Source organism: Nocardioides sp. NPDC101246, from assembly GCF_044767415.1.
In the GTDB taxonomy this organism is placed as follows: domain Bacteria; phylum Actinomycetota; class Actinomycetes; order Propionibacteriales; family Nocardioidaceae; genus Nocardioides.
Genome location: NZ_JBIWNX010000024.1, coordinates 1 through 24183, shown reverse-complemented (window position 1 = coordinate 24183; position 24183 = coordinate 1). Strand labels below are relative to the sequence as shown.

Below are 24183 nucleotides of genomic sequence, written 5' to 3'. Positions count from 1 at the left end.
AACCGGTGCGGGGCCCGAACCCGGAGTGCCATCATGGCGGCATGGACGGTTCACGCAGGGAGACTCGGAGGGCTTCGGCGCCGCGTGCGTACTTCGATGGAACCATCGAGGTGCTCCATCACGACAGGGAGCTTCCTGAGGCCTCGGTCAGCTTCTCCGGCGGGCCGGACCGTGTCCACACTGACGACAACCAGGACGAGACCGAGTTCAACCCGGTCCGCCGCGTCGGCTTCACCGCCCCGATCCTGGTCCGCGAGCCGCTCGTCTGGGAGGGCGACCAGGCCTGAGCACTCGGAGGTGCTCGATGTTCCGGCGCCGTTCGTCTCGCTGCCGCGGGGAGGACCGGTGGCGGCTCTAGGTTGAGGGGCTCCCGTCTACCGGAGAGCGAGTCATCCCCCATGTCGTACCGCCTGTTGCCAGCGCTTCTCGTCCTGATCTCCACGTTCTTCGTGATGCCCACGGCCGCCACCGCCCACGGAGGGCATGGCGGCGCGCGGGTCGTCGACGTGATGACGTTCAACATCCACCATGCCCAGGGCACCGACGGTGTGCTCGACCTGCAACGGGTCGCCGACGTCATCGAGGCCAGCGGCGCGGACGTCGTCGGGCTCCAGGAGGTCGACCGCCACTACTCGGCACGCAGCGGCTGGGTCGACCAGCCGGCCGTGCTCGCGGCTCTGTTGGGCTGGCACGCGGCGTACGGTGCGAACCTCGACTCCCCGCCGCCCGCTGGTCAGACCGAGCGCAGCCAGTACGGCACCGCCGTCCTCTCCCGCTACCCGATCGTGGCCTCGGAGAACACCCATCTCTACAACGCCGGCAAGGAGCAGCGCGGCCTGCTCCGGGCGACCATCGACGTACGTGGTCAGCGACTGGACTTCTTTACGACCCACCTGGAGCACACCTCGCAGGACATCCGGCTCCACCAGACCGCCGAGATCGTCGACCTGGTCGGTGAGAAGGATCCGGCGATCGTGGTCGGTGACGTCAACGCCTACCCCGACGCGCCCGAGATCGCGACCCTGACCGCGGCGTTCGACGACGCCTGGGAGGTCGCCGGCCATGGGAGCGGCTACACCTATCCCGCCGAGGGCCCGCACGGCCGCATCGACAACCTGTATGTCACCGATCGCGTCCGCCCGGTGACCGCCGAGGTCGTCACGGCCGACCCCGTCGCCTCCGACCACCTCCCGGTCGTCAGCCGGGTCGTGATCGCGCCGCGTCGGTAGGGACCCGCGGAGGGACGCGGACCACGCGGGCGGTCTACACGAATAGGGCCAGCAGCAGGATGATGGGCAAGGAGATGAGCGACGCGAGCGTCATCGGGACGCTGTGGGTCTTGACGGTGCCGCGGGTCGTGAAGCCGAGCAGCGACTGGAACATCCAGAAGAAGTTGCTGCTCACGTGCGGGACGAACAGGGCGCCGGAGCCGGCCGCGAGAGCGATGAGCGCGACCGGTGTGTCGAGGCTCCCGGCGATCGGGGCCAGGATGCCGGCCGCCGTGATGCCGGCGACGGAGATGGATCCGAGCGCTAGGTGGAGGATGGCTGCGACGAGCCAGACCAGCAGCAGGGGCGGCAGGAAACCGGCCGAGAACGCCTCTCCGAGAACCTCGCCCATCCCGGAACCTTCGATCACGAAGCCGAGAGACCCGCTGATCCCGGACAGCACCAGGATCGGACCGCACTGGGTGAGGGCGGTGCCGATGGCGCTGCTGATCTCGCCGCGCTCGCGGACCCGGCAAGCCAGTGCGTAGGCCAGGGTGGCGCCCAGGAACAGCGCGACGATGGGGTCGGTGAGGAGCACGACGGCAGGGGCGTCGATGTTCGCGGCCTGGGCCGCGGCGCCACCTGCGATGAGCAGCAGGGCGACCAGGACGGGGCTGATGGAGGCTGGCAGGGACAGTTGGCGCACCGGTGCTGGTGAGACCTCGATCTGGGTGGCCACCCGGGTCCCGGCACCGCCGGTCTCCGGGGCTGGCGAGATCGGGTCGTCGGTCTCAGGCTCGGTGCCCTCGACATCATCGGGTAGTTCATCGAGCTCGGGGTCCCACTTCATGAACCGGAGCAGGACCGAGAACACCAGCATCGTGAGAATCGCGGTGGGAAGGCCGACGATCAGACCGAGGACGAACATCTGGCCGAGGGGTACGTCGAGGATGCCCGCGATAGCGAGGGCGGCGACTCCCGGCGCGACGAACACGAGCCCGACCTCGATACCTGCGGTGAGCGAACCGCCCATGAGGGCGCGACCACGTGGCCCGAGCTTGGGGCCGATCCGACGAGCGAGCGGAGAGGAGAGGACCAGCAGGACGTCGGAGTAGATCGAGGTGAACAAGGTGCTCAGGGCGACCGCGAACACGTACGGCATGCTTCGTTCGCCGAACACTCTGAGCATCGCCTCGACGATGCGCTCCATGGTGTTGGTGACCGTCAGCAGCGCGCCGATGATCACTCCGAACGTGACCAGGATGCCGATGTCGGCCATCACGTCGGCGAAGCCTCCGGATATCGCCTCGATCGTGCCTTCGGCGCCGACCGGAGTGGTCAGGCCCAGATAGAGGGTGCCGAACAGCAGCGCGAACACCGGTGGGAACTTCAACCAGACGATGGCGAGGACGATGCCGATGATGGCGACCGCGGTGTTGGTGATGAGGAGTACGTCATGCGACACGATGTGCGCTCCTGGTGGTCGGCGACCCTGCGGTCACCCGGCGTATGAGACCAGACCATCGTGACGAACGTCACCCCCATCGTGTCCAAGACTCATTTGCAGCCTGATCGATAGGCTGGCGCTATCGTTTCCGCGTTGCGGCAGGTCAGCGGACATGTTGAATTGAAAGTGAGTGCCATGGACGTACGCCAGTTGCGCTACTTCCTCGCCATCGTCGACGAGGGCAGCGTGCACCGCGCCGCCGAGGAGTTGTTCGTCGCTCAGCCGTCGGTGACGCAGACGATCCGCAGGCTCGAGGCGGAGCTCGGCACCGAGCTGTTCATCCGGCGTGGCCGCGGCCTCACGCTCAGCCCGTCCGGCACTGCCCTCGTCGCTCCCGCCCGGGAGGTCGTACGGTCCCTGGACGTGGCCCGCGAGACGGTCGCTGCCGTGGACGGCCTTCGGGGCGGCATGCTGCGCATCGCCTCGATGCCATCGCAGGTCGTCAGCCCGCTGACCGGGTTGTTGGCGACGTTCGTCGGTCTCTACCCTGGCGTTTCGGTCGCGGTCGGTGCCGCGGCCCGTCCCGACGATGTCCGGGAGGCGCTGCGTCGTGGCACGGCCGAGATCGGTGTCGTCGCTACGGCTGGACCCACCGAGATGCTCGCCGATCTCGACAGGCTGCCGCTCGAACGCCAGTCGTTCGTGCTGGTGGCCCGTGCGGATGCCGACCTTCCGTCCGGGGAAGGAGACATCAAGGTCAGCGAGCTGAGCGGTCTCTCGCTGGTCGCCGGTCAGCCCGGCACCGGGATGCGCCGCGTCGCGGACGGCATCGTTGCGGCCACGGACTGCCACATCGTGGTCGAGATCGAGCACCGGGAAGGGTTGCTCCCGCTCGTGCTCGAGGGCGTCGGCGTGGCTGTGGTCGCGGACTCTTGGCGCCCGCTCGCCGATGCCGTCGGCCTGCGAGTGCGGAGGCTGGCGGTCGAGGACCAGCTCGACGTCGCGCTGGTCTGGCAGCCCCAACGGCTCAGCCCTGCCGCGGCAGCGTTCGTGGCGTCCGCCGAAGACCGATAGCCGTATCCTATCGATCGGGCTGCAAACTGGTCTTGGACGCCATTGAAGGCGTCGTTGTTCGATAGGTCGCATGACGACCAGCTATCGCATCGCTCTCATTCCCGGTGACGGTATCGGCACCGAGGTCCTGCCCCCGGCGTGTGCCGTCCTCGACGCCGTCGGCAAGCGCCACGGCCTGACGTTCGCCTACGACTCCTTCGACTGGTCGTGCCAGCGCTACCTCGACCAGGGCGCGATGATGCCCGCGGACGGACTCGACCGGATCCGCAACCACGACGCCATCCTCCTCGGCGCCGTCGGCTGGCCCGGCGTACCGGACCATGTCTCGCTGTGGGGGCTCCTCATCCCGATCCGGCGTCAGTTCCGGCAGTACGTGAACCTTCGCCCCATCAAGGTTCTCGAGGGCGTGCCCAGCCCGGTCGCGAAGGCGACCAGCGATGTCAGCTTCGTCGTGGTGCGTGAGAACGTCGAGGGCGAGTACTCCGAGATCGGAGGCCGGCTCAATCGTGGCTTCCCGGAGGAGATGGCCGTCCAGGAAGCCGTGTTCACCCGAGCCGGGACCGAGCGCATCCTGCACTACGCCTTCGAGACCGCCAAGGGCCGGACGGGCCGCCTCGTCTCCGCGACCAAATCCAACGGGATCGTCCACACGATGCCGTTCTGGGACGAGATCGCCAAGGAGGTCGGGGACCGTTACCCCGAGGTCAGCTGGCGTCAGGAGCACATCGATGCGCTGGCCGCGAAGGTCATTCTCGACCCCGGTCGGTTCGACGTCATCGTCGGCTCGAACCTGTTCGGCGACATCCTCTCCGACCTGGCCGCCGCGGTCGCAGGCAGCATCGGAATCGCGCCGGCCGCGAACCTCAATCCCGAGCGAGAGTTCCCGTCGATGTTCGAGCCCGTTCACGGATCCGCACCCGACATCGCAGGTCAGGGAGTCGCCAACCCGATCGGTGCCATCTGGTCGGCATCGATGATGCTCGACCACCTCGGTCACCCCGAGGCCGGAGCCGAGGTCCTGGACGCCTTCGCGACAGTCTTGGCCACCACCGACGCCCGTACTCCCGACCTGGGTGGGACGGCCAGCACCAAGGAGTTCACCGAGCTCGTGCTCGGCAACATCGCGAGCCGTTGATGCGCGTCCTGGTCGCCCCGGACAAGTTCAAGGGAACGCTGACCGCTCTCGAGGTCGCCGACACCATCTGCGGCGGCCTCGAGGACGGGGGCCTCACCGCGACGGCGCTACCGCTGGCGGACGGCGGTGACGGCAGCGTCGACGCGGCCCTCGCCGCCGGGTTCGACCGTGTCCCCGTCCGGGTCAGGGGCGCCGCCGGCGAGCTCGTCGATGCGGCCTACGCCTACAACGGCCATACCGCTGTCGTGGAGGTCGCGAACACCTGTGGCCTGGCCACACTTCCGCCTGGGCGGCTGCACCCGATGACAGCGTCGAGCTACGGCTTCGGGCAGGCGGTCGGCGCCGCGGTCTCAGGTGGGGCGAGGCGTGTGGTGCTTGCGCTCGGCGGATCGGCGAGCACCGACGGGGGCACCGGGATGCTCGCTGCACTCGGTGTGCGCTTGTGCGGCTCCGGCGACCGGGCGATCGAGGCAGGGGGAGCCGAGCTGGGCCGGATCGCTCGCCTGGACACCGAACGGATGATCGACCTGGACGGCGTCGAGCTCGTCGTCGCCACCGACGTCGACAATCCGTTGCTCGGACCACGCGGCGCCGCCGCGGAGTTCGGGCCGCAGAAGGGCGCCGCACCGGACGACGTGCGGAGACTGGACCAGGGACTCTCGTCGCTGGCGCGCGTGATGTCGGCCGCAACCATGGCCTCGGAGCCAGGAGCCGGTGCCGCCGGAGGACTGGGCTTCGCCTGCCTCTGGCTCGGTGCCACCCGGATTTCCGGGGCCGACTTCTTCCTCGATCTGCTCGATTTCGACCGACATGTCGAGGCTCACGACATCGTGATCACCGGAGAAGGACGGCTCGACCGACAGAGCCTCGACGGCAAGCTGATCAGCGCGGTCGTACGACGCGCGGGCGGCCGCCCGGTGCACCTGCTCGTCGGCGACTGCGCGCTTCGGACCGAGGACGCAGCGGTTCTCGGTGTCGCCGGCGTCGACGCGATCACCGGCCACACCGTCAGAGACACCCGCGAGGACGCCGACCTGTCGCGCACCCTCCTGCGGGAGCTGGCCGGCGTGCTCGGAGGCCGACTCGCGATCGAGCCACATCAGCCATTTGGCTGATCCCTGGTTCAGCCTTGCTCGCGATGTTCCGCGGCGTCGTGGCTGGTGGAGTTGGTGGCATGGCAGATTCTCTGGTTCGTACGCGGTCGGGTGCTCGTCCGCATCTCTCAGACAGATTGACCTCACGGCGGGGAGCGTGGGTGGCGCTCGGGCTCGCGGTGGTCGTGATGGGGGTGCTCTTCGGGGTCTTCGCCGGCGCGGAGGCCCCGGCGCAGACCGGGCAGGCGCCGGCGGGGGCGGAGTCGACGCGGGTGAGCGAGCTGCTGGAGGAGTTCCCCGGTGCGGATCGACAGTCCGTGCTCGTCGTCGCCTCCCGCGAGGACGACGCTGCACTCTCCCAGGGTGATCTCGACGGCCTCGAGCAGCTCGGCGTGCAGGTCGGTGCTCAGGCCGCGCCGGGCTCCGCCGGTCCGATGCTCAGTGAGGACGGCGAGGCCGCGGCTCTCTCCGTGCCGGTCACGGTCGGCGCCGACAACGCCGAGAACTTGGAGGTGATCAAGACCCTGCGGGCCGATGTCGCGGCGCAGGCCCCCGACGGGCTGGTGCTGCAGGTGACGGGTGGGCCGGCGTTCGGGGCCGATGCGGCCGCTGCCTTCGACGGTGCCGACGTCACGCTGCTGCTGGTGACGATCCTGATCGTGGCGCTGCTGCTGATCATCACCTACCGCTCGCCGGTGCTGTGGCTGATCCCGCTGGTCGTGGTCGCCCTCGCCGACGCGCTCGCCGGGCGGGTCACCGCGGCGGCGGGAGACCTGTGGGACTTCGGGTTCGACGCCGGGATCGTCAGCGTGCTCGTGTTCGGCGCGGGGACGAACTACGCGCTCCTGCTGATCTCGCGCTACCGGGAGGAGCTGCAGCGGACCGATGATGACCGTCTGGCGCTGAGCACCGCCTGGCGGAAGACGGTGCTCGCGATCCTCGCCTCCAACCTGACGGTGGTGCTCGCCCTGCTGACGCTGGTCCTCGCCACGATCCCGATGACCCGTGGGCTGGGAGTCCCCGCGGCGATCGGCCTGCTCATCGCCCTCGTCGCCGTGCTGTTCGTGCTGCCGCCGGCCCTGGCGGTGTTCGGCCGGCGACTGTTCTGGCCGTTCATCCCTCGTCCGGGTGAGTCGCGTGGCCAGGGAGGGCTCTGGCGCGCGGTCGCGTCGCGGGTCCTGAAGCGTCCGGTGGCGAGCCTGCTGGGCGGGCTCGCGCTCATCGCGGTGACGGCCTCCGGCCTCTTCGGTACGTCGGTCGGGCTCGACCAGGTCGAGAAGTTCCGGGTGCAGTCCGAGTCGGCTGCCGGTCTCGAGACGCTCTCGGGGCACTTCCCGCCGGGTGAGGCCCAGCCGACCTACATCGTCGCCGACAGTGCGGCCGCCGCCGAGGTGACCGCGGCCGCCGGTGACGTGGAGGGCGTCGTACGCGCTCAGCCGGCCGGAGTCACCGACGACGGGTCCTTGACGAAGATCATGGTGACCAGCGACTACTCGCCGGGCACCGACCGGAGCCTCGACCAGATCACCGACCTGCGGGAGGCGGTCCACCCGATCGCGGGCGCGGATGCCCTCGTCGGCGGCGCGGTCGCGACCGACCTGGACGCCGCCACGGGCAGCGAGGACGACCTGCTGCTGGTCGCGCCGCTGGTGCTCGCGGTGAGCTTCCTCGTGCTCCTCGTCCTGCTGCGCTCACTGATCGCGCCCGGCCTGCTGCTCCTGGTGAACCTCGCCAGCGCGGTCGCCGCGATCGGTGCCGGAGCCTGGCTGAGCCGCGTCCTGTTCGACCAGCAGGCGCTCGACCAGCAGGTGCCGATCCTGGCGTTCCTGTTCCTGGTCGCCCTGGGGATCGACTACACGATCTTCCTCGTCCACCGGGCGCGTGCGGACGCGGCGCGGCTCGGGACCCGGGCCGGCGTGGTCGAGGCGGTCGCCCACACCGGTGGCGTGATCACCAGCGCGGGCATCGTCCTCGCCGGGGTCTTCGCCGCTCTCGGTGTGCTGCCGCTGGTCACTCTCGGGCAGCTCGGCCTGATCGTCGGTGTGGGCGTGCTCGTGGACACGCTCGTGGTGCGTACGGTGATCGTGCCGGCGATCTTCAGCCTGGTCGGCGACCGGATCTGGTGGCCGGGAACGTTGCAGGGTAGAGAATCGAGGCCATGAGCGTCGTACACGCGCCGTTGCGGCGGCCCGGCTCGGGATCGATCCCGGCCGGGCCGACCGTGCGGGCGATGGAGATCGGTCAGCACGTCATCGCCGTCGTGCTGACCGCGATCGGCGTCAGCCGGGCGGTCGGCGACGGGGTGGCGGCTCCCGCCGCGATCGTCTCCGGGCTCGCGATCCTGCTCTGGCACACCGCCGGCACGATCCTGCCGTCCAGGACGCGCTCGCACAGCCTCCCGGTGTGGTGGCTGCTCGGCTTCGCGGTGATCTGGGTCGCCGCGGTCGCCGTCTCGGACGAGTTCGTCTGGCTCGCGTTCCTGCTGTGGCTGCTCGCCGGGCACCTGCTGCCGCTGCGCTGGGGCCTGGTCTTCTCGGCGGCGATCCTCGTGGTGGTGGTCGTCGCCCCGATCCTGCACCGTGGCACGACCAGCTACGCGGACGTCTTCGGACCGCTCATCGGCGGCATCTTCGCGTTCGGCATCTCCCGTGGTTACCTGCAGCTCCTCCACGACGCCGCCGAGCGAGAACGTCTGGTCACCTCGTTGAAGAGCGCCCAGCAGGAGATGGCCGAGCTGCAGGACGAGCTCCTGCTCGCCCAGCGCCACTCCGGAGCGGTCGCCGAACGCACCCGGATCTCGCGAGACATCCACGACACCATCGCGCAGGCGCTCTCCTCGATCCGGCTCCTCACCCACGCCGGAGGCAACCGCACCACGGACCCGGAGTCGTCGCGCACCTTCGCGCAGGTCGAGGCCCTGGCGGGTGACAGCCTCGCGGACGTACGCCGGATCGTCGAGGCTCTGGCACCGGCCGAGCTCGAGGACGCCGCCCTCGCCGCGGCGCTTCGGCGCATGCTCGACCGCACGACCGACGAGGCCGGGCTGCACGTCGAGCTCCATGTCGACGACACGCTCCCGCTGCTGCGCACCGAGGTCGAGGTCGCGCTGCTCCGTACCGCCCAGTCGGCCCTCTCCAACGTACGTCTGCACGCCGGGGCTTCCCGGGTCGTGGTCACTCTGATCGATGACGGTGACTCGGTGCGCTTGGACATCAGCGACGATGGCACCGGGTTCGACGTCGTCGCCTGGGAGCAGGACGCCGATGCCGGCTCCTCCAGCTACGGCCTGCGTTTCATGCGGGCTCGCCTCCGCGAGCTCGGTGGCGGTCTCGACGTGGAGAGCACGCCCGGTGAGGGTACCGCGGTCTCCGCGCATCTCCCGATCCACATCGAGGGGTCGCGATGACCACGGTGCTCCTGGTCGACGACTACCCGGTCGTACGCAGCGGCCTGCGCGCCGTGATCGAAGCCGGCGAAGCCCTGACGGTCGTCGGGGAGGCCGCCACCGGCGAGGAGGCGATCGTCCTCGCCGGTCACCTCCACCCCGACGTCGTGCTGTGCGACCTGCGCCTCGGGAGCGGGATCGACGGCATCCGGACCACGGTCGCGCTCCGCGCCCTCGATCCGGCGCCGGCCGTGCTGATCCTGACCACCTTCGACCGTGATGCCGAGGTGCTCGGTGCGATCGAGGCGGGTGCCGCCGGCTACCTCCTCAAGGACGTCGACCCCGAGGTCATCGTCCAGGGGATCCACCGGGCTGCCGCCGGCGATATGGTCCTAGCCCCGGACCTGGCCACCCGGGTGCTCAAGGGCATGCGCAGCCCGCTGCCGCGGCTCACCGATCGCGAGGTCGAGGTGCTGCGGCACCTCGCCAGGGGCGCGACCAACAAGGAGATCGCACGCACCCTCTTCGTCACCGAGGCCACCGTGAAGAGCCACCTCGCGCACATCTTCACCAAGCTCGACGTCGACAGCCGCTCCCGCGCCATCCACGTCGCACAGGAGACCGGCCTGATCTGACTCAGCGCTCGACGAGACCCGACTGGTAGGCCCACACGGCGGCCTGGAGGCGGGACTTGACGCCGAGCTTGGGCATCATCCGGGCCAGGTGGGACTTGACCGTGGAGATCTCCAGGACGAGCGCCTGGGCGATCTCCTCGTTGGACATGCCTTCGGCGAGGTGGAGGAGGATGTCGAGCTCGCGGGTGGTGAGGACCTCGCTGGCGCGGGCCGCGGTCACGGGCTGCGTACGCCTGCGGGTGACGACCTCGCGGAGGACACGGCGGGTCAACGAGGTGTCGAGGGTGCCGTGGCCGGCGGCGACGGAGCGGACCGCGGCGACGATGGCATCGGGGTCGGCGTCCTTGAGGAGAAAGCCGGAGGCGCCGGCCTCGAGGGCACCGAAGACGTAGTCGTCGATGTCGAAGGTGGTCAGGACGAGCACCGGGATTGGGTCTGCGACGTCGGGCCCGCAGAGCTCGCGGGTGGCGCTGATGCCGTCGCGGCCGGGCATGCGGATGTCCATGCAGACCACGTCCGGCCGCAGCGCGAGCGCCTGCTCGACCGCCTCCGCACCGTCCTCGGCCACCGCGACGACCTCGATGTCTGGCTCGGTGCCCAGCAGCGTGCGCAGCCCGGCACGGACCAGCGGCTGGTCGTCGGCGACCACGACCCGGATCATGCCGTGATCCTCAGCCGGGTCTGCCAGCCGCCCTCGGCGGTCGGTCCGGCCTCGAGGATCGAGTCGGTCAGGTCCGCGCGCTCCTGCATGCCGACCAGGCCCAGGCCACGCCGTGCTGGTCTCCCGCCTGAGGGGACGGGTGTGGCCGGTGGCCCGTTGCGGACCGTGACCACCACCTCGGCCGGGTCCTGGGTGTCCAGCACCACCACGCAGCCGGCGCCCGGCGCGTGCCGGGCGGCGTTGGCGAGGCACTCCTGCACCGTGCGATAGGCGGAGAGCTGGGCGAGCGGCCCGACGCTCTCGATGGCGGCGCCGGTCCCGAGCGTCGAGAGCTCCACCTCGAGTCCCGCGCGCCGTGCTTCCTCGACGAGCGAGGCCAGCTGGGACAGCCGCTCCTGCCCGCCCGCGTCCTCGGCCTGCCCGGGGCTCCGCAGGAGCGTGACCAGGCCACGCAGCTCGCGCAGCATCGCGGTGCTCTGGGTGCGGACGTGGCGTACGGACTCCTTCGCTCCGGCCGGGTCGGTGTCGATCTGCCGCTCGACCGCGCCGGTCATCACCGCGATCCCGGTCAGGTGGTGGGCGGCGATGTCGTGGAGCTCGCGCGCCATCGCCGTACGCTCCTCCGCGATCGCCGCGGCGATCTGGGCGGACTGCTCGCGCTCGACGGCGAGTGCGAGGTCGGTCCGGGCTGCCTGCGCGTCGCGGCGCGCTCGCACGGTGGCGGCGAGCAGCGCCGGCAGGACGATCACGCCCGCACCCTGGACGAGGCCGGCGAGGATCGCGGTGCCGGCTGGCAGACCGATGCTCGTCTGGCTCAGGGACGTACCGACCGCGACCAGCAGCCCGGCACCTGCCAGCGCCCCGGCCAGGGCGCGGACCCGGTCGGGGAGCGGCGTCGAGGTCACCGCCGACCACACCGCGACCAGCACAGCCGCCGAGGAGAGGCTGGTGGCGTCGCCCGCCCCGCTGAGTGCCACGACGACCGGCGCGGCGGCCACCACGAGCAGCACCGGCAACGGTCGCGAGCCCCGCTCGAGGAGCACCACCGCCTGCGCGGTCAGCACCACCAGCGCGACCCACCAGCCACCGCTGCCGAGCGCCGGGCTCCCGGCGACCGAGGGGTCGACGGAGTCGAGGCTCGGCGCGGCCACCAGCAGGGAGGTGGTGATCAGCCAGACCACCACGGGGGTGATGAGCCGCGGCATCATCCTCAGATCGTTCACGCCATCATCCTTTCCGAGGCCGGTCCCGGTCACCAGCATCTTTCGATGCAAGTACGAAGGTTCGCTCTTTTGCCCGGCGCGACCGGACCGGTCCCGTTCCTAGGTTCAGGTCACGAACTCGACCTCCTCGGAAAGGGAACGACCATGACCACCCAGCCAGCGACCCAGCCAGCGACCCAGCCAGCGGCCCGGCCGGCGACCGAGCCGGACCAGGGCCTACGAGCCTTCGTACGCCGCCACCAGCTCTCCACCTTCTTCGTCCTCGCCCTCGCAGCGAGCTGGCTGGCCTGGACACCGTACGTCCTGTCCAACAGCGGCCTCGGCGTCTGGGACCTCACCTTCCCCGGCGGCATGATCGGCGGCCAGCTCCTCGGGATGCTCCCCGGCGCCTACCTCGGCCCGATCGGCAGCGCCGCCCTGGTCACCGGGATCGTCGGCGGCCGGGCCGGCCTACGGGCCTGGGTCGTCGGGATGTGGCGCTGGCGGGCGAGCTGGCGCTGGTACGCCGGGATCCTGATCGGCGTGCCAGCCGCGATCATCGTCGCGACCCAGGCCGTCGGTGGGCAGATGGCGGCGCCGTCGCAGGCGTGGCTGTTCGTGCTGGTGGCGTACGTCCCCGGGCTCGTCCTGCAGATGATCACCACCGGTCTCGCCGAGGAGCCGGGCTGGCGCGACTTCGCCCTGCCCCGGCTGCAGCGGAAGGTCGGCCCGCTCGGCTCCGCCTTCGTGCTCGGCCCTATCTGGGCGCTGTGGCACATGCCGCTGTTTCTGACCGACTGGGCCGGCTGGCCGGACGTGAGCTGGTACGCGCCGCTCGTCTTCTCGGCCTTCTGCGTCACCTTCGGGATCGTGATGACCTGGGTCTTCAACCGCACCGGGCAGAGCCTGCCGCTGGCGATGCTCCTGCACACCAGCGTCAACAACTACGCCTCGGTGGCCTCCACCGAGCTGTTCCCGGGCGTCGATGCCGACCTGTTCCAGCTCGCGGTGCTGCTCGCCGCGGGGATCGGCGCGGCGATCGTCATCGTCGCCACGCGGGGGCGGCTGGGGTACGAGAAGTAAAGGCTTCGGCGTGTATAGAGAGTCCATGCGTATCAGCACCCGGCGCCGTGTCGCGCCGCTCGTCCTCGCCACCGCTGCCCTCGCGCTCGCCGCGTCGGCCTGCTCCTCCGAGACCACCGACGACGGGGGCGAGCAGACCAGCCCGAGCCCGTCGGTGGAGCCGACCACCGAGCCCAGCGAGGAGTCGACCGAGGCGTCCGGCGATGTCTGCGCCACCGGCGACCTGTCCTTCACGGTCTCCGAGGAGTCCCAGGCGGGCGGCTACTACCTGGTCACCGCGAGCGCGAAGCCCGGCGTGACCTGCACCCTCGAGGGCGCGACGATCGAGGCCGGCTTCGGCTCGGACCTCTCCGGCGACGTGAAGCCGAGCGAGCAGGCGGTCAGCGAGCCGATCACGATGACCGGCTCGACCAAGGCGTACGCCGGGGTGAACCCGCACAGCGGGCCGCAGGAGGGCGGCGTGCAGTTCGAGGAGATCATCGTCTCCGCGAACGAGGGCGATATGGATCCGGTGTCCCTGAAGCTGCCGAGCACCGCGGAGGTCGACCAGCCGATCGGCACCAACTGGCACACCGACGCGGCGAAGGCGGTCCCGTTCTCCAGCTGATCCGTCAGATCCGTCAGATCCGGCTGATCAGATCCGTTCGGCGACCGGCGCCTCGGAGGCCTCCGCCTCCGGGGCGCCGTCCTCTGCCGCGGTGAGCAGGTAGCGGAGCCGGGTCAGCACGAGGCCCGCGGTGAGGGTGCCGCCGATCACGACGACCGCCCACAGGTGGCCGAGGCCGCTGCCGATGAGGGAGCCGGCCAGCGCGGGGCCGAGGATCTGGCCGAGGGTCAGGGTGAGACCGAGAGACGCGTTGTAGCGGCCCCGCAGGTGGTCGGGGGCGATGGTGTTCGCCAGACCGGTCACGATCGGAGCCCACAGCGTCTCGCCGAGGCCGAAGATCGCGAGGCCGATCACGACGGCGGCGATCGCGCCGGCGACGGGCATCAGGTCGGCGGCCGCGAGCACGGTCCAGGCCAGCGACCAGGTCAGCACGGCGCAGGCCAGCGCGGTCGTACGCCGCCACCCGGAGGTGAGCCGCAGCAGGATCACCTGCCCACAGACGATCACCGCGGCGTTGGCGGCGAAGGCCCAGCCGAGCGCGGTCGCCGGCACCCCGGCCACGTCGACGGCGTAGGCGGTCGCGCCGGCCTCGAGCTGTCCGTAGCCGAAGGTCACCGCGAGCACGCCGCAGCCGACCAGAGCGACCGCTCGCCGGTCGCGCAGCACCTCGCCCCAGGAACCGGCGCTCGCGTCGTCCGTGCCCGCGTCGCCGTCGGTGGCGCGGGCCGGGGAGCGGACCAGGAACGCCAGCACCGCGGCGTAGGCCAGATAGGCGACGGCGTCGCACAGGTAGAGCACCTGGAAGGTCTCCGGCCGCGCCACGTCGATGAGGAAGGCGCTGACCAGGCCACCCACGCCGATGCCCGCGTTCAGCCCCAGGAAGGCGAAGCCGTAGGCCCGCTCGCGGTCCGCGGCCGGCACCATCCCGGCCAGCAGGGTCGTCGTGCCGGGCCACAGGGGAGAGGCGCCCACGACCACGCCGGCCAGCACCGCCATCGTCGGCACGGTCCCGTCGACGAACCCGAGCGATCCGATCGAGGCGGACTCCACGAGGAGCGCGGCCAGCAGGACCGGGCGTGGTCCGAAGCGGTCGAGAAGCGCTCCGACCCCGGGGGCGGCAGCCAGTCCGACGAGCCCCATCCAGGCGAACATCCAGCCCGCGGTCGAGGACCCGAGGTCCTGCACCTGGGCCATGTAGACGTAGAGGAACGGGAGGGTCAGGCCGTTGCCGAGGGAGGCGAAGGCAAAGCCCACGAGCACGCGGGTGGCCTGGCTGGGGGAGTGCGGCACGGGTGTGATCGTCCTCTCTCTGGACCGCCCTGTCTGGCGGGGAGGCGTTTAGGGTAGCCTCACTTAGGTTCGCCTAACCTAATCCCCCCGTGTCGAAGGAGACCAGTGAGCGCACCGCACTTGGAGCATCTGTTCCATCCCGACAATGCTCGTGAGTACACCAGCGGCATCACCGAAGCAATCAGACTGCTCGTCGACCAGCTCGCCACGCTCGAGGGTCCCACCACCGGGATCTCGCCAGAGAAGGCCGCCGAACCTGTCGCCGAGGTCGATCTGGACAGCCCCCTCGTCGACAGCGCCGCCGCGCTGGCCGAGGTCAGCAGGCTGTGGCTCAAGGACGCGGTCTGGTTCCACGACCCTTCCTACGCCGCCCACCTGAACTGCCCGGTCGTGATCCCCTCCCTCGTGGGCGAGCTGCTGATCGCGGCCGTCAACACCTCGATGGACACCTTCGACCAGTCCGTCGGCGGTACGTTCATGGAACGTCGTCTCATCGACTGGACCGCTGCCCGCGCCGGCTACCCGGAGGCGACCCGCGACGGCATCTTCACCAGCGGCGGCAGCCAGTCGAACCTGCAGGCGCTGCTCCTGGCCCGTGGTGAGGCGGAGCGTCGTGGCGTACCGCTGGACCGGCTGCGCTTCCTGACCTCCGCCGACAGCCACTTCTCCATCGCCAAGTCGGCCCGCCTGCTCGGCATGGGCGACGCGGCCGCGATCGCGGTCCCGACCGACGCCGAGCACCGGATGGACGTCGTCGCGCTACGCGAGGCGCTCGACGAGTGCGTCGTCGACGGGCTCGTACCGGCAGCGGTCGTGGCCACCGCCGGCACCACCGACTTCGGCGTCATCGACCCCCTCCACGCCATCGCCGACGCCTGCGCGGACTTCAACGTCTGGTTCCACGTCGACGCGGCCTACGGCGGTGGGCTGCTCGCCTCGCCGAAGTACCGCCACCTGCTCGACGGCATCGAGCGGTCGAACTCGATCACCATCGACTACCACAAGACCTGGTTCCAGCCGGTCTCCTCCAGCGCCCTGCTGGTCCGCGACCTGGCGACCATGCAGCACGCCTCCTGGTACGCCGACTACCTCAACCCACGGGAGTCGGAGAACCCCAACCAGGTCGACAAGTCCCTGCAGACCACCCGCCGCTTCGACGCGCTCAAGCTGTGGCTGACGCTGCGCACGATGGGGCCTGACCAGATCGGCGCCTATCTCGAGACGGTGATCGATCTGGCGCGCGAGGTCTACGACATCCTCAGCGTGCAGCCCGACATCGAGGTCATCACGCCCTCGCAGCTCTCCACCGTCGTCTTCCGCTACGTCGACGGGCACCTGGACGAAGACGCTCTCGGCGACCTCAACCGTCGCATCCGAGCCGAGATGTGGAGCGGCGGCCGCGGCGTCGTCGCCGCGACCAAGGTCGACGGCCGGCAGTTCCTCAAGCTCACCCTGCTCAACCCCAAGGCCTCCGTGCAGGACGTACTCGAGATCATCGAGCAGGTCCGTGCGCTGGGCCGCGCCGTTCCGGAGGTCGCCCGATGACCGCGCCCGCAACTGTGTTCACCGACTCATCGTCCACCGGCTCCTCGACCGACGTCCACGACCTGATCGGCATCGGGCTCGGCCCGTTCAACCTCGGGCTGGCCGCACTCGCCGACCCGATCGACGAGCTCGACTGCCTCTTCCTCGAGGGCCGCGACCGGTTCGACTGGCACCCCGGGATGATGCTCGACGAGGCCACCCTGCAGGTGCCGTTCCTCGCGGACCTGGTGACGATGGCCGACCCGACCTCGCGGTTCAGCTTCCTGAACTTCCTCAAGCAGACCGGCCGGATCTACCCGTTCTACATCCGCGAGAACTTCCTGCCCCACCGGCGCGAGTACAACCAGTACTGCCAGTGGGTCGCCGAACGGCTCGACTCGGTGCGCTTCGGGCAGCACGTCACCTCCGTCGAGCACGACGGGAAGACGTACGTCGTCACCACCGCCTCCGGCGAGAGACATCGGACCAGGCGGCTGGTGCTCGGGACCGGGACGAGTCCGCGCGTGCCCGAGTGCGCCGCCGCTGCCGTCGAAGCGGAGGGGCCGGCGCTGCACAGCGCCGAATACCTGGCCCGCAAGGACGAGCTCGTCACCCGGCGCAGCATCACCGTCGTCGGCAGCGGCCAGTCGGCCGCCGAGGTCTACCTCGACCTGCTGACCGCCCAGCCCGACCACGACTACCAGCTGGCCTGGCTGACCCGCAGCCCGCGGTTCTTCTCGATGGAGTACACCAAGCTCACCCTCGAGCTGACCTCCCCGGAGTACTCCGCCTACTTCCAGGCGCTGCCGAGCGAGAAGCGCGACCGGCTGCTGAAGGCGCAGCAGAGCCTCTACAAGGGCATCTCGGGCGACACCATCGACGCGATCCACGAGGCGCTCTACACCCGGTCGATCGGCGCGCCCGCCGAGACCACGCTGCTCAGCAACACCGAGGTGCGCGGCGTGACCCGCACCGAGGACGGCTACCACCTCGCGCTGCACCACGTGGAGCAGGAGGAGGACTACGAGATGGCGACCGAGGCGCTCGTCCTCGCCACCGGATACCGCGCTGGCATCCCGGCCTTCCTGGAGCCCGTCCGCGACCGGCTCCGCCTGGACGAGCAGGGGCGCTACACCGCCAGCTCGACCTTCTCGGTCGACACCGCCGACCGTGAGATCTGGGTGCAGAACGGCGAGGAGCACACCCACGGCTTCGTCGCCCCCGACCTCGGCATGGGTGCGTACCGCAGCTCGGTCATCCTCGCCGCCATCCTCGGCCGGGAGCCGTACCCGGTCGAGAAGCGGGTCGCCTTCCAGGAGTTCGGCGTGCCTGACCGTTTCAAGATCCAGCCCACGGAGGAGAACCGATGAGGATCACGATCGAACCGCTCGAGATCGAGGCCCACCTCGCCACCGTCCACGCCTGGGTGACGCACCCGCGCTCGGCGTACTGGATGATGCTGGACGCCGCGCTGGAGGATGTCGCCGCGGAGTACGCGCGCATCGCCGCTCACCCGCACCACGACGCCTGGCTCGGCCGGGTCGACGGGGTGCCGGCGTTCCTGGTCGAGACCTACGACCCCGCCCGCAGCGAGCTCGCCGGCATCACGCACGTGCCCGACCTGGCGGCCGGAGACCTGGGCATGCACGTCCTGGTCGCGCCGCCAACCGGTGATCCCGTCGGCGATCCTGTCTCCGGCTACACGACCCGGGTCTTCCGCGCGGTCATGCGGCACTGCTTCTCGGACCCCGGCGTGCAGCGTGTGGTCGTCGAGCCGGACGTACGCAACGAGGCGATCCGTCGCAAGAACACCGAGGCGGGCTTCGTCGAGCTGCGCGAGATCAGCATCGGGGAGAAGACCGCGATGCTCTCGGTCTGCACCCGGGAGATGTACGCAGCCGCTCACCTGCGACCGGAGAACCTGGCCATCGCGCACCGGCACCTGGTCGCCAAGGCGATCGCGGAGTTCAGCCACGAGCGGATGCTCGCGCCCGTGGCCACCGACGCGGGCTGGGAGCTGCAGGGGCCGTCCTCGACCTACACCTTCACCGCACGCCGCTTCCAGCTCGACCACTGGGTGGTGGACGCGGACTCGATCGTGCGGCGGAGCGAAGGTGTGGAGGCGGAGGTCGACGCGCAGGCCTTCGTCGCCGAGTTCGCCCCCGACCTCGGGATCCCGGACACGCTGCTGCCGACCTACCTGGAAGAGCTGGCGGCCACGATCGCCTCGGCCTGCTGGAAGCTCGAGCACCAGACCCTGACGGCAGCCGACCTGGTCGACGCCGACCACCAGAGCGTCGAGGGCGCGATGAGCGAGGGCCACCCGGCCTTCGTCGCCAACAACGGCCGGATCGGCTTCGACATCGACGACCACGCCCGCTGGGCGCCGGAGACGAGCAACGACCTGAGCCTGGTGTGGGTCGCGGTCTCCCGGGACCAGTCCCATCTGGCCCTGGGCCGCGGCGAGGACGAGGACCGTCTCTATGCCGCCGAGCTCGGCGAGGCGACGCTGGCCCGGTTCGCGGCGAAGCTGCGCGGCCTCGGGCTCGACCCGGACGGGTTCCGCTACCTGCCGGTCCACCCGTGGCAGTGGCGCCACAAGCTGGCGGTCACCTTCGCCACCGACGTCGCCGCGCGCCGGATCGTGCTGGTCGGCGAGGCCGAGGACGTCCACCGCCCGCAGCAGTCGATCCGGACGTACTTCAACACGAGCCGGCCCGAGCGGCACTACGTCAAGACCGCGCTGTCGATCCAGAACATGGGCTTCATGCGGGGGCTCTCGCCGGCCTACATGGCGGCCACCCCGGCCATCAACGACTGGGTCGCCGACGTGGTGGAGGGCGACGCGGAGCTCAAGGAGCGTGGTTTCGGGGTGCTGCGCGAGCTCGCCTCGATCGGCTGGACCGGAGACGTCTTCCACTCCCTGCCGAGCCCGTCGCCCTACCGGAAGATGATCGCCGCGCTGTGGCGGGAGTCGCCGGTGCCGCGCCTGGCCGAGGGGGAGCGGTGCGCGACGATGGCGGCGCTGCTCCACCGCGACGCCGCCGGTGCCTCGTACGCGGCCGAGCTGGTCCGCGCCTCCGGGCTGCCCGCTCGGGAGTGGGTGCGCAGCTACCTCGACGCCTACCTGCGCCCGCTGGTGCACTGCCTGCTGGCCTACGACCTGGTGTTCATGCCGCACGGCGAGAACCTGGTGATGGTGCTGCGCGACCACGTCCCGGTGCGGATGTTCATGAAGGACATCGGCGAGGAGGTGGCGGTGATGGGTGATCTGCCGCTGCCCGAGGAGGTCTCCCGGATCCGCGGCTCCTTCCCTGACGACGTCAAGGCGCTCGCGGTCCACACCGACATCTTCGACGGGGTGCTGCGCTACGTCGCCGCGATCCTGGATGATGAGGGGGTGCTGCCGGAGACCGAGTTCTGGGCCGAGACGCGGGCCTGCATCGTCGACCACGCCGCCGACCACCCGGAGCTCGCCGATGCGGTCGCGCGCTACGACTTCCTCCGCCCGCGCTTCCGTCACTCGTGCCTGAACCGGCTCCAGCTGCGCAACACCCTGCAGATGGTCGACATCACCGACCAGGCCGAGTCGCTCATCTTCGCCGGCACGCTGGCCAACCCCGTCGCGGAACCGGCCGCCGATCCGGTCGCATGAACCTTCTTCGCGACGAGTGGGGCATCCCGCATGTGCGGGGTGCCTCGCTGACCGAGGTGGCCCGGCTGCAGGGCCGGGCCACCGCTCGGGACCGGGCCTGGCAGCTCGAGATCGAGCGGCTGCGGGGCGAGGGCCGCACCGCTGAGCTGCTCGGCCCTGCCGGGCTGGAGTGGGACGTCTTCGCCCGCCGCGCCCGGCTGGCCGCGGTGGCGCGGGCGGCCTACGAGCGGCTCGACGAGGAGACGCAGGGGTTCCTGGCTGCGTACGTCGACGGGGTCCGCGCCGGTCTCGCGGAGACCTCCTGCCCTGAGCTCGACGGGCCTGACGGGCTCGGTCCCGCGCCGGGGACCTGGCAGCCGTGGACGCCGCTGGCGGTCTTCTGGGTGCAGCAGATCCTGTTCGGGTCGTTCCCCTCGAAGCTCTTCGGCGCCCGGGCGGCGCGGGTGCTCGGGCCCGAGGCCGAGCTGTTCCGCACCGATGGCCTCTCCGGTGGTTCCAACGCGTACGCCGTCGGCGGCGGCCGCACCGTCTCCGGTCTGCCGCTGGTGGCGGGTGACCCGCACCGGGTCTTCGAGGCGCCCAATGTCTATCTCCAGGTGCGGCTGGCATGCACCGACCCCGACGACGCCTTCGATGTCGTCGGGATGACCTTCCCCGGCGTACCCGGCGTGCAGCACTTCGCGCACGCCGGTCAGGTCGCGTGGGGCATCACCAATGCGATGGCCGACTATCAGGATCTCGTACGCGTCGACCTGGCCCGCTCCGCCGGCTCGGTCCGCTCGTCGAACGGCGAGGTGCGGCGGAGCGTCGAGACGGTCCTCGTCCGAGACCAGGAGCCGGTCGAGGTCGAGATCCTCGAGACCGACCGCGGACCGGTGGTCCTCGGCGGTCCCGACGAAGGCTGGGGGAAGGTGCTGCGCTCGCCCGGGCATGAGCTCGGGGACCTCGGCTTCGGGGCGCTGCTCCCGCTGCTGCGCTCCCGCTCGGTCGCCGATGTCGAAGCCGCGGTGGCGCACTGGGTCGAGCCCGTCAACAACTGGGTGATCGCCGACGTGGCGGGTGATGTCGTCCACACGGTCGGTGGCCGGGTGCCGCGACGCGACGAGGCAGGGGAGTGGACCGGCTGGGTCGCTCCGCTGCCGCGGCGTACGGCGTCGACGCATGGTTCTGTCGTGACCGCCAACGACCGCTGCATGCCAGAGTTCGACGTGCTCGCCTCCGGCTTCGCGCCGCCGTTCCGAGCTCAGCGGATCGGGCGTCTGCTCGATGAGGCCGGCTCTCTCGACGCGGAGCGGGCGATGGCGGTGCTCGCCGACACCACCCAGACCGCGGGCGGGCCCTTGCTCGCGTTGCTCCCGGTCGATCTTCGTCCGCCGGCGCTGGTCGACTGGGACGGCGCGATGGACGGCTCCCCGGGTGCTGCCTGGTTTGCCGCGCTGCGGGCCGAGGTGGTCGACCGGATCTGCGCGGCACCGGCGCTCGCGCCGCTGCTCGAGCCATCGGAGCACGGGCCTCTCTACGAGCCCTGGTTCAGCCTGCCGTCGCGGGTCGCGGCCTGCTTGCATGTCATCCTGTCGGCGAAGCGGCCCTTCGGCCTGGACCCGATCGTCCTCGTCGAAGAGGCTGCCCGGGCCGTCTACCTGGCCGAGTCGGCACACACCGACGCGGAAACGCCGACCCAGCTCGTCATGACGAGCCGACTCGGCAAGGACAGCGGTCAGGACGAGCCGACTCGGCGGGGGCATCTGACGAACTGGCCGGAGAGGCACCGGTTCTGGCCGTTGCACGCGTTGGAGCAGTTCGAGCTGCCGCACGTCCGGACCGCTCCTGCCACGCCCTTGCCCGGCGACACCGACACGGTCCGTTGCAACGCCTGGATCCCTGGAACCACCGTGACCGTCCGGGGCTCGGTGGCGCGCTACGCCTGGGATCTGGCCGACCGCGACGACAGCCGTTGGGTCGTACCCCTCGGTGTCAGCGGGTCCCCGGACAGCCCCCACCACACCGATCAGCACGACGCCTGGGCCAGGGGAGGCGCGGTCCGCGTCGTCACCGACTGGTCCCTGCTCACCGAGGAGAAGACATGCCCCTGACAGACCCAGCCCTGACCGTTCGTGACCTGGAGCCGTCGGCCGACATCGACCTGTTGTGCGGCTGGCTGCAGGACGATCGAGCCCGGTTCTGGGGCATGGTCGAGAAGCCGCGTGAAGAGATCGAGGAGATCTACACCTGGCTCCAGGAGCAGCCCCATCTGGCGGCGTACATCGTCGAGATCGACGGCGACCCGGTCGCGCTCTTCCAGACCTGGGACCCCGAGGTCGACGATCTCGGCACCTTCTACGAGCGGCTCCCCGGCGACCTCGGCGTCCACCTCTTCCTGGCCGACACCCCCGCCCGCAAGGGCCAGACGGAGACCGTCCTCGGATTCTTCCTGGAGCAGGTCGTGGCCAAGCCCGGCGTCCGCCGTGTCGTTGTCGAGCCGGATGCCACCAACGAGGCCTCCCTCGCCCGTCTCGACGCCTACGGCTTCCGCCGGGGCCCGGTCGTCCAGCTCCCGCACAAGGTCGCCCAGTACGCCTTCCTCGATCTGCCCTGACTCACGACAGCTTCTGGGCGACCTCGTTGAGGCTCGCGCGGAGCTTGGCGCGGTAGGCGTCGTGCTGCTCGGGCAGTCGGGCGTCGCAGAACGCGGCCAGGTCGGGTCCGGTGACCTCGATGACGCTGCGTCCGGCGGCGGCTTCGGTCTCGAACAGATCGAGTACCTCGCGCAGGACCTCGACGATGTCCATGCCGTCACCGGCGGTGAAGCGCCACATGTAGCTCTTCATCTCGCCATAGACGGTGCGGTAGTCCGCGGGGAGCTCGGCGGCGCGGGCTTCCATGCGCTTCCAGTCCTTCTTGTCACCCACGAGGCGGCTGAGGAGGTTGTTCATGGTGGTGCTCCTTCTATTGGTGTTTGTTCGGTTCCCTGGTGGGGCCGATGGAAGAAGCGTGCAGGCCTGACGCAGCGTCAAGGTCAAGCACCGATCCGAAAAGAGTTCCCAGAGCCTGGGTGTTAGGCCGCCAAACGGTGATCGAGGAGTACCTCGCGCAGACGGAGTTCTCCCTGGGACAGGGGTGGAGGGTCCGGTGTCCAGGTGTCGGGCGGTGGGCTCGTATAGGTGTGCCCGGTGGGCGTGATGGTGATGATGCTGCCGTCGGGTCCTGGTCTGGCTTGCCAGCCGAGGGCTTCCTTGGCTTGGTTGCATCTTTCGCACAACCCCTGCAGATTCCGGGAGCTGGTTTCGCCGCCGTCGGCATGGCGTTGGATGTGGTCGATGTTGCGGATCGGGGCATCACAGCCATTGGTGCGACAAACCCCGCCGTCGCGGGTGGTGATGAACTCGGCCAGCCCGTCGGGTGCCTTCCGCGAGCGGGACTCCATGGCGACCAGACGGCCGGCGGGGTCGGTGAACAACCTGCGGACGAAGACCTCGGCGTCGTTGAGTGCGTCGCGGGCCCAGGCGGCGGGGACGGGGCCGTAGCCCTCCACGAAGGCGGGCTGGTCCGCGTCGCCAGCGAGGGAGTCGGCGGTCATCACGATCTTGACCTCGACCGTCGGCCTCACCCCGGCGGCCTCGCGGCCGGTGACCCGCCCGACCAGGGTGTCGGCCATGACCTGACCCCGGGTCCGCTCATCACCCGCCGCATGGGCAGCCTTGGCGGCCTGATCGAGGGCTGCGAAGACCGCGACCCCGTCCTTGACCGGGAGCAGCGCACCGAGCCAGGTCATGGTGTCCGGTGCCGGCCGCAGGCTGACCCGGCGGTCCTTGACGGCATTGGCCGCCCGGGCCACGACGGAGGCCTGGTCGAGACTGATCGCGAGCTTCTTCGCAGCGTTCTCGAGCTGCCGCAGCCCCATCACCACCACCTGCGGCGCCTCACCGTCGGGCCCGAGGGCGCAGAGCCGATGGTCGATGATCCGGCGGTCCTCGACCGAGAGGCAGGCGGTCTCGCGGGCGAGGATGGTGGCCTGCCATTGGGAGAACAGCCCGGCCTTCATGAGCGCGAAGGTGTGCGGCATCTCGGCGATCAGGATCTTCGCCAGCCCGAGCATCTTGGCGCCCTTCTCGGGTGAGACCCGTCGCGCCAACGCGACTTGGGAGGCGACCCCTTCACCCTGTTTGCGGACAGGAACCCCGGC

At 70.4% G+C, this 24183-nt stretch carries 21 protein-coding genes; 15 read left to right on the top strand and 6 right to left on the bottom strand.

Annotated features, from left to right (window positions below; translation table 11 throughout):
* Positions 1-41: 41 nt before the first annotated feature.
* Positions 42-287 (top strand): hypothetical protein, encoded by a 246-nt coding sequence (locus ACIRON_RS29425; RefSeq protein WP_402998529.1) that lies wholly within the window; start codon positions 42-44, stop codon positions 285-287.
* 111 nt (positions 288-398) lie between these two features.
* Entirely contained in the window at positions 399-1229 is an 831-nt protein-coding gene (locus tag ACIRON_RS29420; RefSeq protein WP_402998527.1) for an endonuclease/exonuclease/phosphatase family protein, read from the top strand.
* 34 nt (positions 1230-1263) lie between these two features.
* Here the strand turns inward: ACIRON_RS29420 and ACIRON_RS29415 are convergent, their stop codons facing one another.
* Positions 1264-2673, bottom strand: a complete 1410-nt coding sequence (locus ACIRON_RS29415) for a GntP family permease (protein ID WP_402998525.1) — start codon at positions 2671-2673, stop codon at positions 1264-1266.
* 177 nt (positions 2674-2850) lie between these two features.
* Here ACIRON_RS29415 and ACIRON_RS29410 point away from each other — a divergent pair, with 177 nt between their 5' ends.
* The 6 genes from ACIRON_RS29410 (at position 2851) to ACIRON_RS29385 (ending at position 9978) form a co-directional block, all read left to right on the top strand.
* Complete coding sequence (locus tag ACIRON_RS29410) at positions 2851-3729, top strand: LysR family transcriptional regulator (RefSeq protein ID WP_402998522.1); 879 nt, start codon at positions 2851-2853, stop codon at positions 3727-3729.
* A 70-nt stretch (positions 3730-3799) separates the two neighbouring features.
* Positions 3800-4864 carry a tartrate dehydrogenase gene (locus ACIRON_RS29405; RefSeq protein WP_402998520.1) on the top strand — a complete coding sequence of 355 codons (1065 nt, stop codon included), beginning with the start codon at positions 3800-3802 and terminating at the stop codon, positions 4862-4864.
* Positions 4864-5979, top strand: a complete 1116-nt coding sequence (locus tag ACIRON_RS29400) for a glycerate kinase (protein ID WP_402998517.1) — start codon at positions 4864-4866, stop codon at positions 5977-5979. Before ACIRON_RS29405 ends, ACIRON_RS29400 begins: the two co-directional genes overlap by 1 nt.
* Before the next feature lie 140 nt (positions 5980-6119).
* The gene (locus ACIRON_RS29395; protein ID WP_402998515.1) at positions 6120-8120 is read left to right on the top strand and encodes an MMPL family transporter; all 2001 of its coding nucleotides are present in this window, start codon (positions 6120-6122) and stop codon (positions 8118-8120) included.
* A complete protein-coding gene (locus ACIRON_RS29390) occupies positions 8117-9364 on the top strand; it encodes a sensor histidine kinase (protein WP_402998514.1) in 1248 nt (415 codons plus the stop codon). The genes ACIRON_RS29395 and ACIRON_RS29390 overlap by 4 nt, the downstream gene beginning before the upstream one ends.
* Positions 9361-9978, top strand: coding sequence for a response regulator (locus ACIRON_RS29385; RefSeq protein WP_402998512.1), 618 nt, complete (start codon positions 9361-9363; stop codon positions 9976-9978). Before ACIRON_RS29390 ends, ACIRON_RS29385 begins: the two co-directional genes overlap by 4 nt.
* A 1-nt stretch (position 9979) precedes the next feature.
* Here ACIRON_RS29385 and ACIRON_RS29380 read toward each other — a convergent pair whose 3' ends face one another.
* Positions 9980-10639: a response regulator gene (locus ACIRON_RS29380; RefSeq protein WP_402998510.1), complete on the bottom strand. Its 660-nt coding sequence runs from the start codon at positions 10637-10639 to the stop codon at positions 9980-9982.
* Complete coding sequence (locus ACIRON_RS29375; protein WP_402998507.1) at positions 10636-11862, bottom strand: sensor histidine kinase; 1227 nt, start codon at positions 11860-11862, stop codon at positions 10636-10638. The genes ACIRON_RS29380 and ACIRON_RS29375 overlap by 4 nt, the downstream gene beginning before the upstream one ends.
* A 144-nt stretch (positions 11863-12006) precedes the next feature.
* Here ACIRON_RS29375 and ACIRON_RS29370 point away from each other — a divergent pair, with 144 nt between their 5' ends.
* Positions 12007-12924 (top strand): type II CAAX prenyl endopeptidase Rce1 family protein, encoded by a 918-nt coding sequence (locus ACIRON_RS29370; protein WP_402998504.1) that lies wholly within the window; start codon positions 12007-12009, stop codon positions 12922-12924.
* A 25-nt stretch (positions 12925-12949) separates the two neighbouring features.
* Positions 12950-13531 carry a DUF4232 domain-containing protein gene (locus ACIRON_RS29365; RefSeq protein WP_402998502.1) on the top strand — a complete coding sequence of 194 codons (582 nt, stop codon included), beginning with the start codon at positions 12950-12952 and terminating at the stop codon, positions 13529-13531.
* 27 nt (positions 13532-13558) lie between these two features.
* Here the strand turns inward: ACIRON_RS29365 and ACIRON_RS29360 are convergent, their stop codons facing one another.
* The gene (locus ACIRON_RS29360; RefSeq protein WP_402998499.1) at positions 13559-14821 is read right to left on the bottom strand and encodes an MFS transporter; all 1263 of its coding nucleotides are present in this window, start codon (positions 14819-14821) and stop codon (positions 13559-13561) included.
* 105 nt (positions 14822-14926) lie between these two features.
* Between ACIRON_RS29360 and ACIRON_RS29355 the strand changes: the two genes are divergently transcribed.
* From ACIRON_RS29355 to ACIRON_RS29335, 5 genes are read left to right on the top strand one after another with little or no spacing between them, the layout of a single operon-like run.
* A complete protein-coding gene (locus ACIRON_RS29355; RefSeq protein ID WP_402998496.1) occupies positions 14927-16366 on the top strand; it encodes a pyridoxal phosphate-dependent decarboxylase family protein in 1440 nt (479 codons plus the stop codon).
* The gene (locus ACIRON_RS29350) at positions 16363-17715 is read left to right on the top strand and encodes a lysine N(6)-hydroxylase/L-ornithine N(5)-oxygenase family protein (RefSeq protein ID WP_402998495.1); all 1353 of its coding nucleotides are present in this window, start codon (positions 16363-16365) and stop codon (positions 17713-17715) included. Before ACIRON_RS29355 ends, ACIRON_RS29350 begins: the two co-directional genes overlap by 4 nt.
* Complete coding sequence (locus ACIRON_RS29345) at positions 17712-20000, top strand: GNAT family N-acetyltransferase (protein WP_402998492.1); 2289 nt, start codon at positions 17712-17714, stop codon at positions 19998-20000. The genes ACIRON_RS29350 and ACIRON_RS29345 overlap by 4 nt, the downstream gene beginning before the upstream one ends.
* Positions 19997-22093: a penicillin acylase family protein gene (locus ACIRON_RS29340; RefSeq protein WP_402998490.1), complete on the top strand. Its 2097-nt coding sequence runs from the start codon at positions 19997-19999 to the stop codon at positions 22091-22093. The genes ACIRON_RS29345 and ACIRON_RS29340 overlap by 4 nt, the downstream gene beginning before the upstream one ends.
* Positions 22084-22596, top strand: a complete 513-nt coding sequence (locus tag ACIRON_RS29335) for a GNAT family N-acetyltransferase (RefSeq protein ID WP_402998487.1) — start codon at positions 22084-22086, stop codon at positions 22594-22596. Before ACIRON_RS29340 ends, ACIRON_RS29335 begins: the two co-directional genes overlap by 10 nt.
* A 1-nt stretch (position 22597) precedes the next feature.
* Here the strand turns inward: ACIRON_RS29335 and ACIRON_RS29330 are convergent, their stop codons facing one another.
* Together ACIRON_RS29330 and ACIRON_RS29325 are read right to left on the bottom strand one after the other, a co-directional pair.
* The gene (locus ACIRON_RS29330; protein ID WP_402998484.1) at positions 22598-22933 is read right to left on the bottom strand and encodes a DUF1048 domain-containing protein; all 336 of its coding nucleotides are present in this window, start codon (positions 22931-22933) and stop codon (positions 22598-22600) included.
* 122 nt (positions 22934-23055) lie between these two features.
* Positions 23056-24183 (bottom strand): DUF222 domain-containing protein (locus ACIRON_RS29325; RefSeq protein WP_402998482.1); only part of this gene is annotated, 1128 nt, incomplete at its 5' end.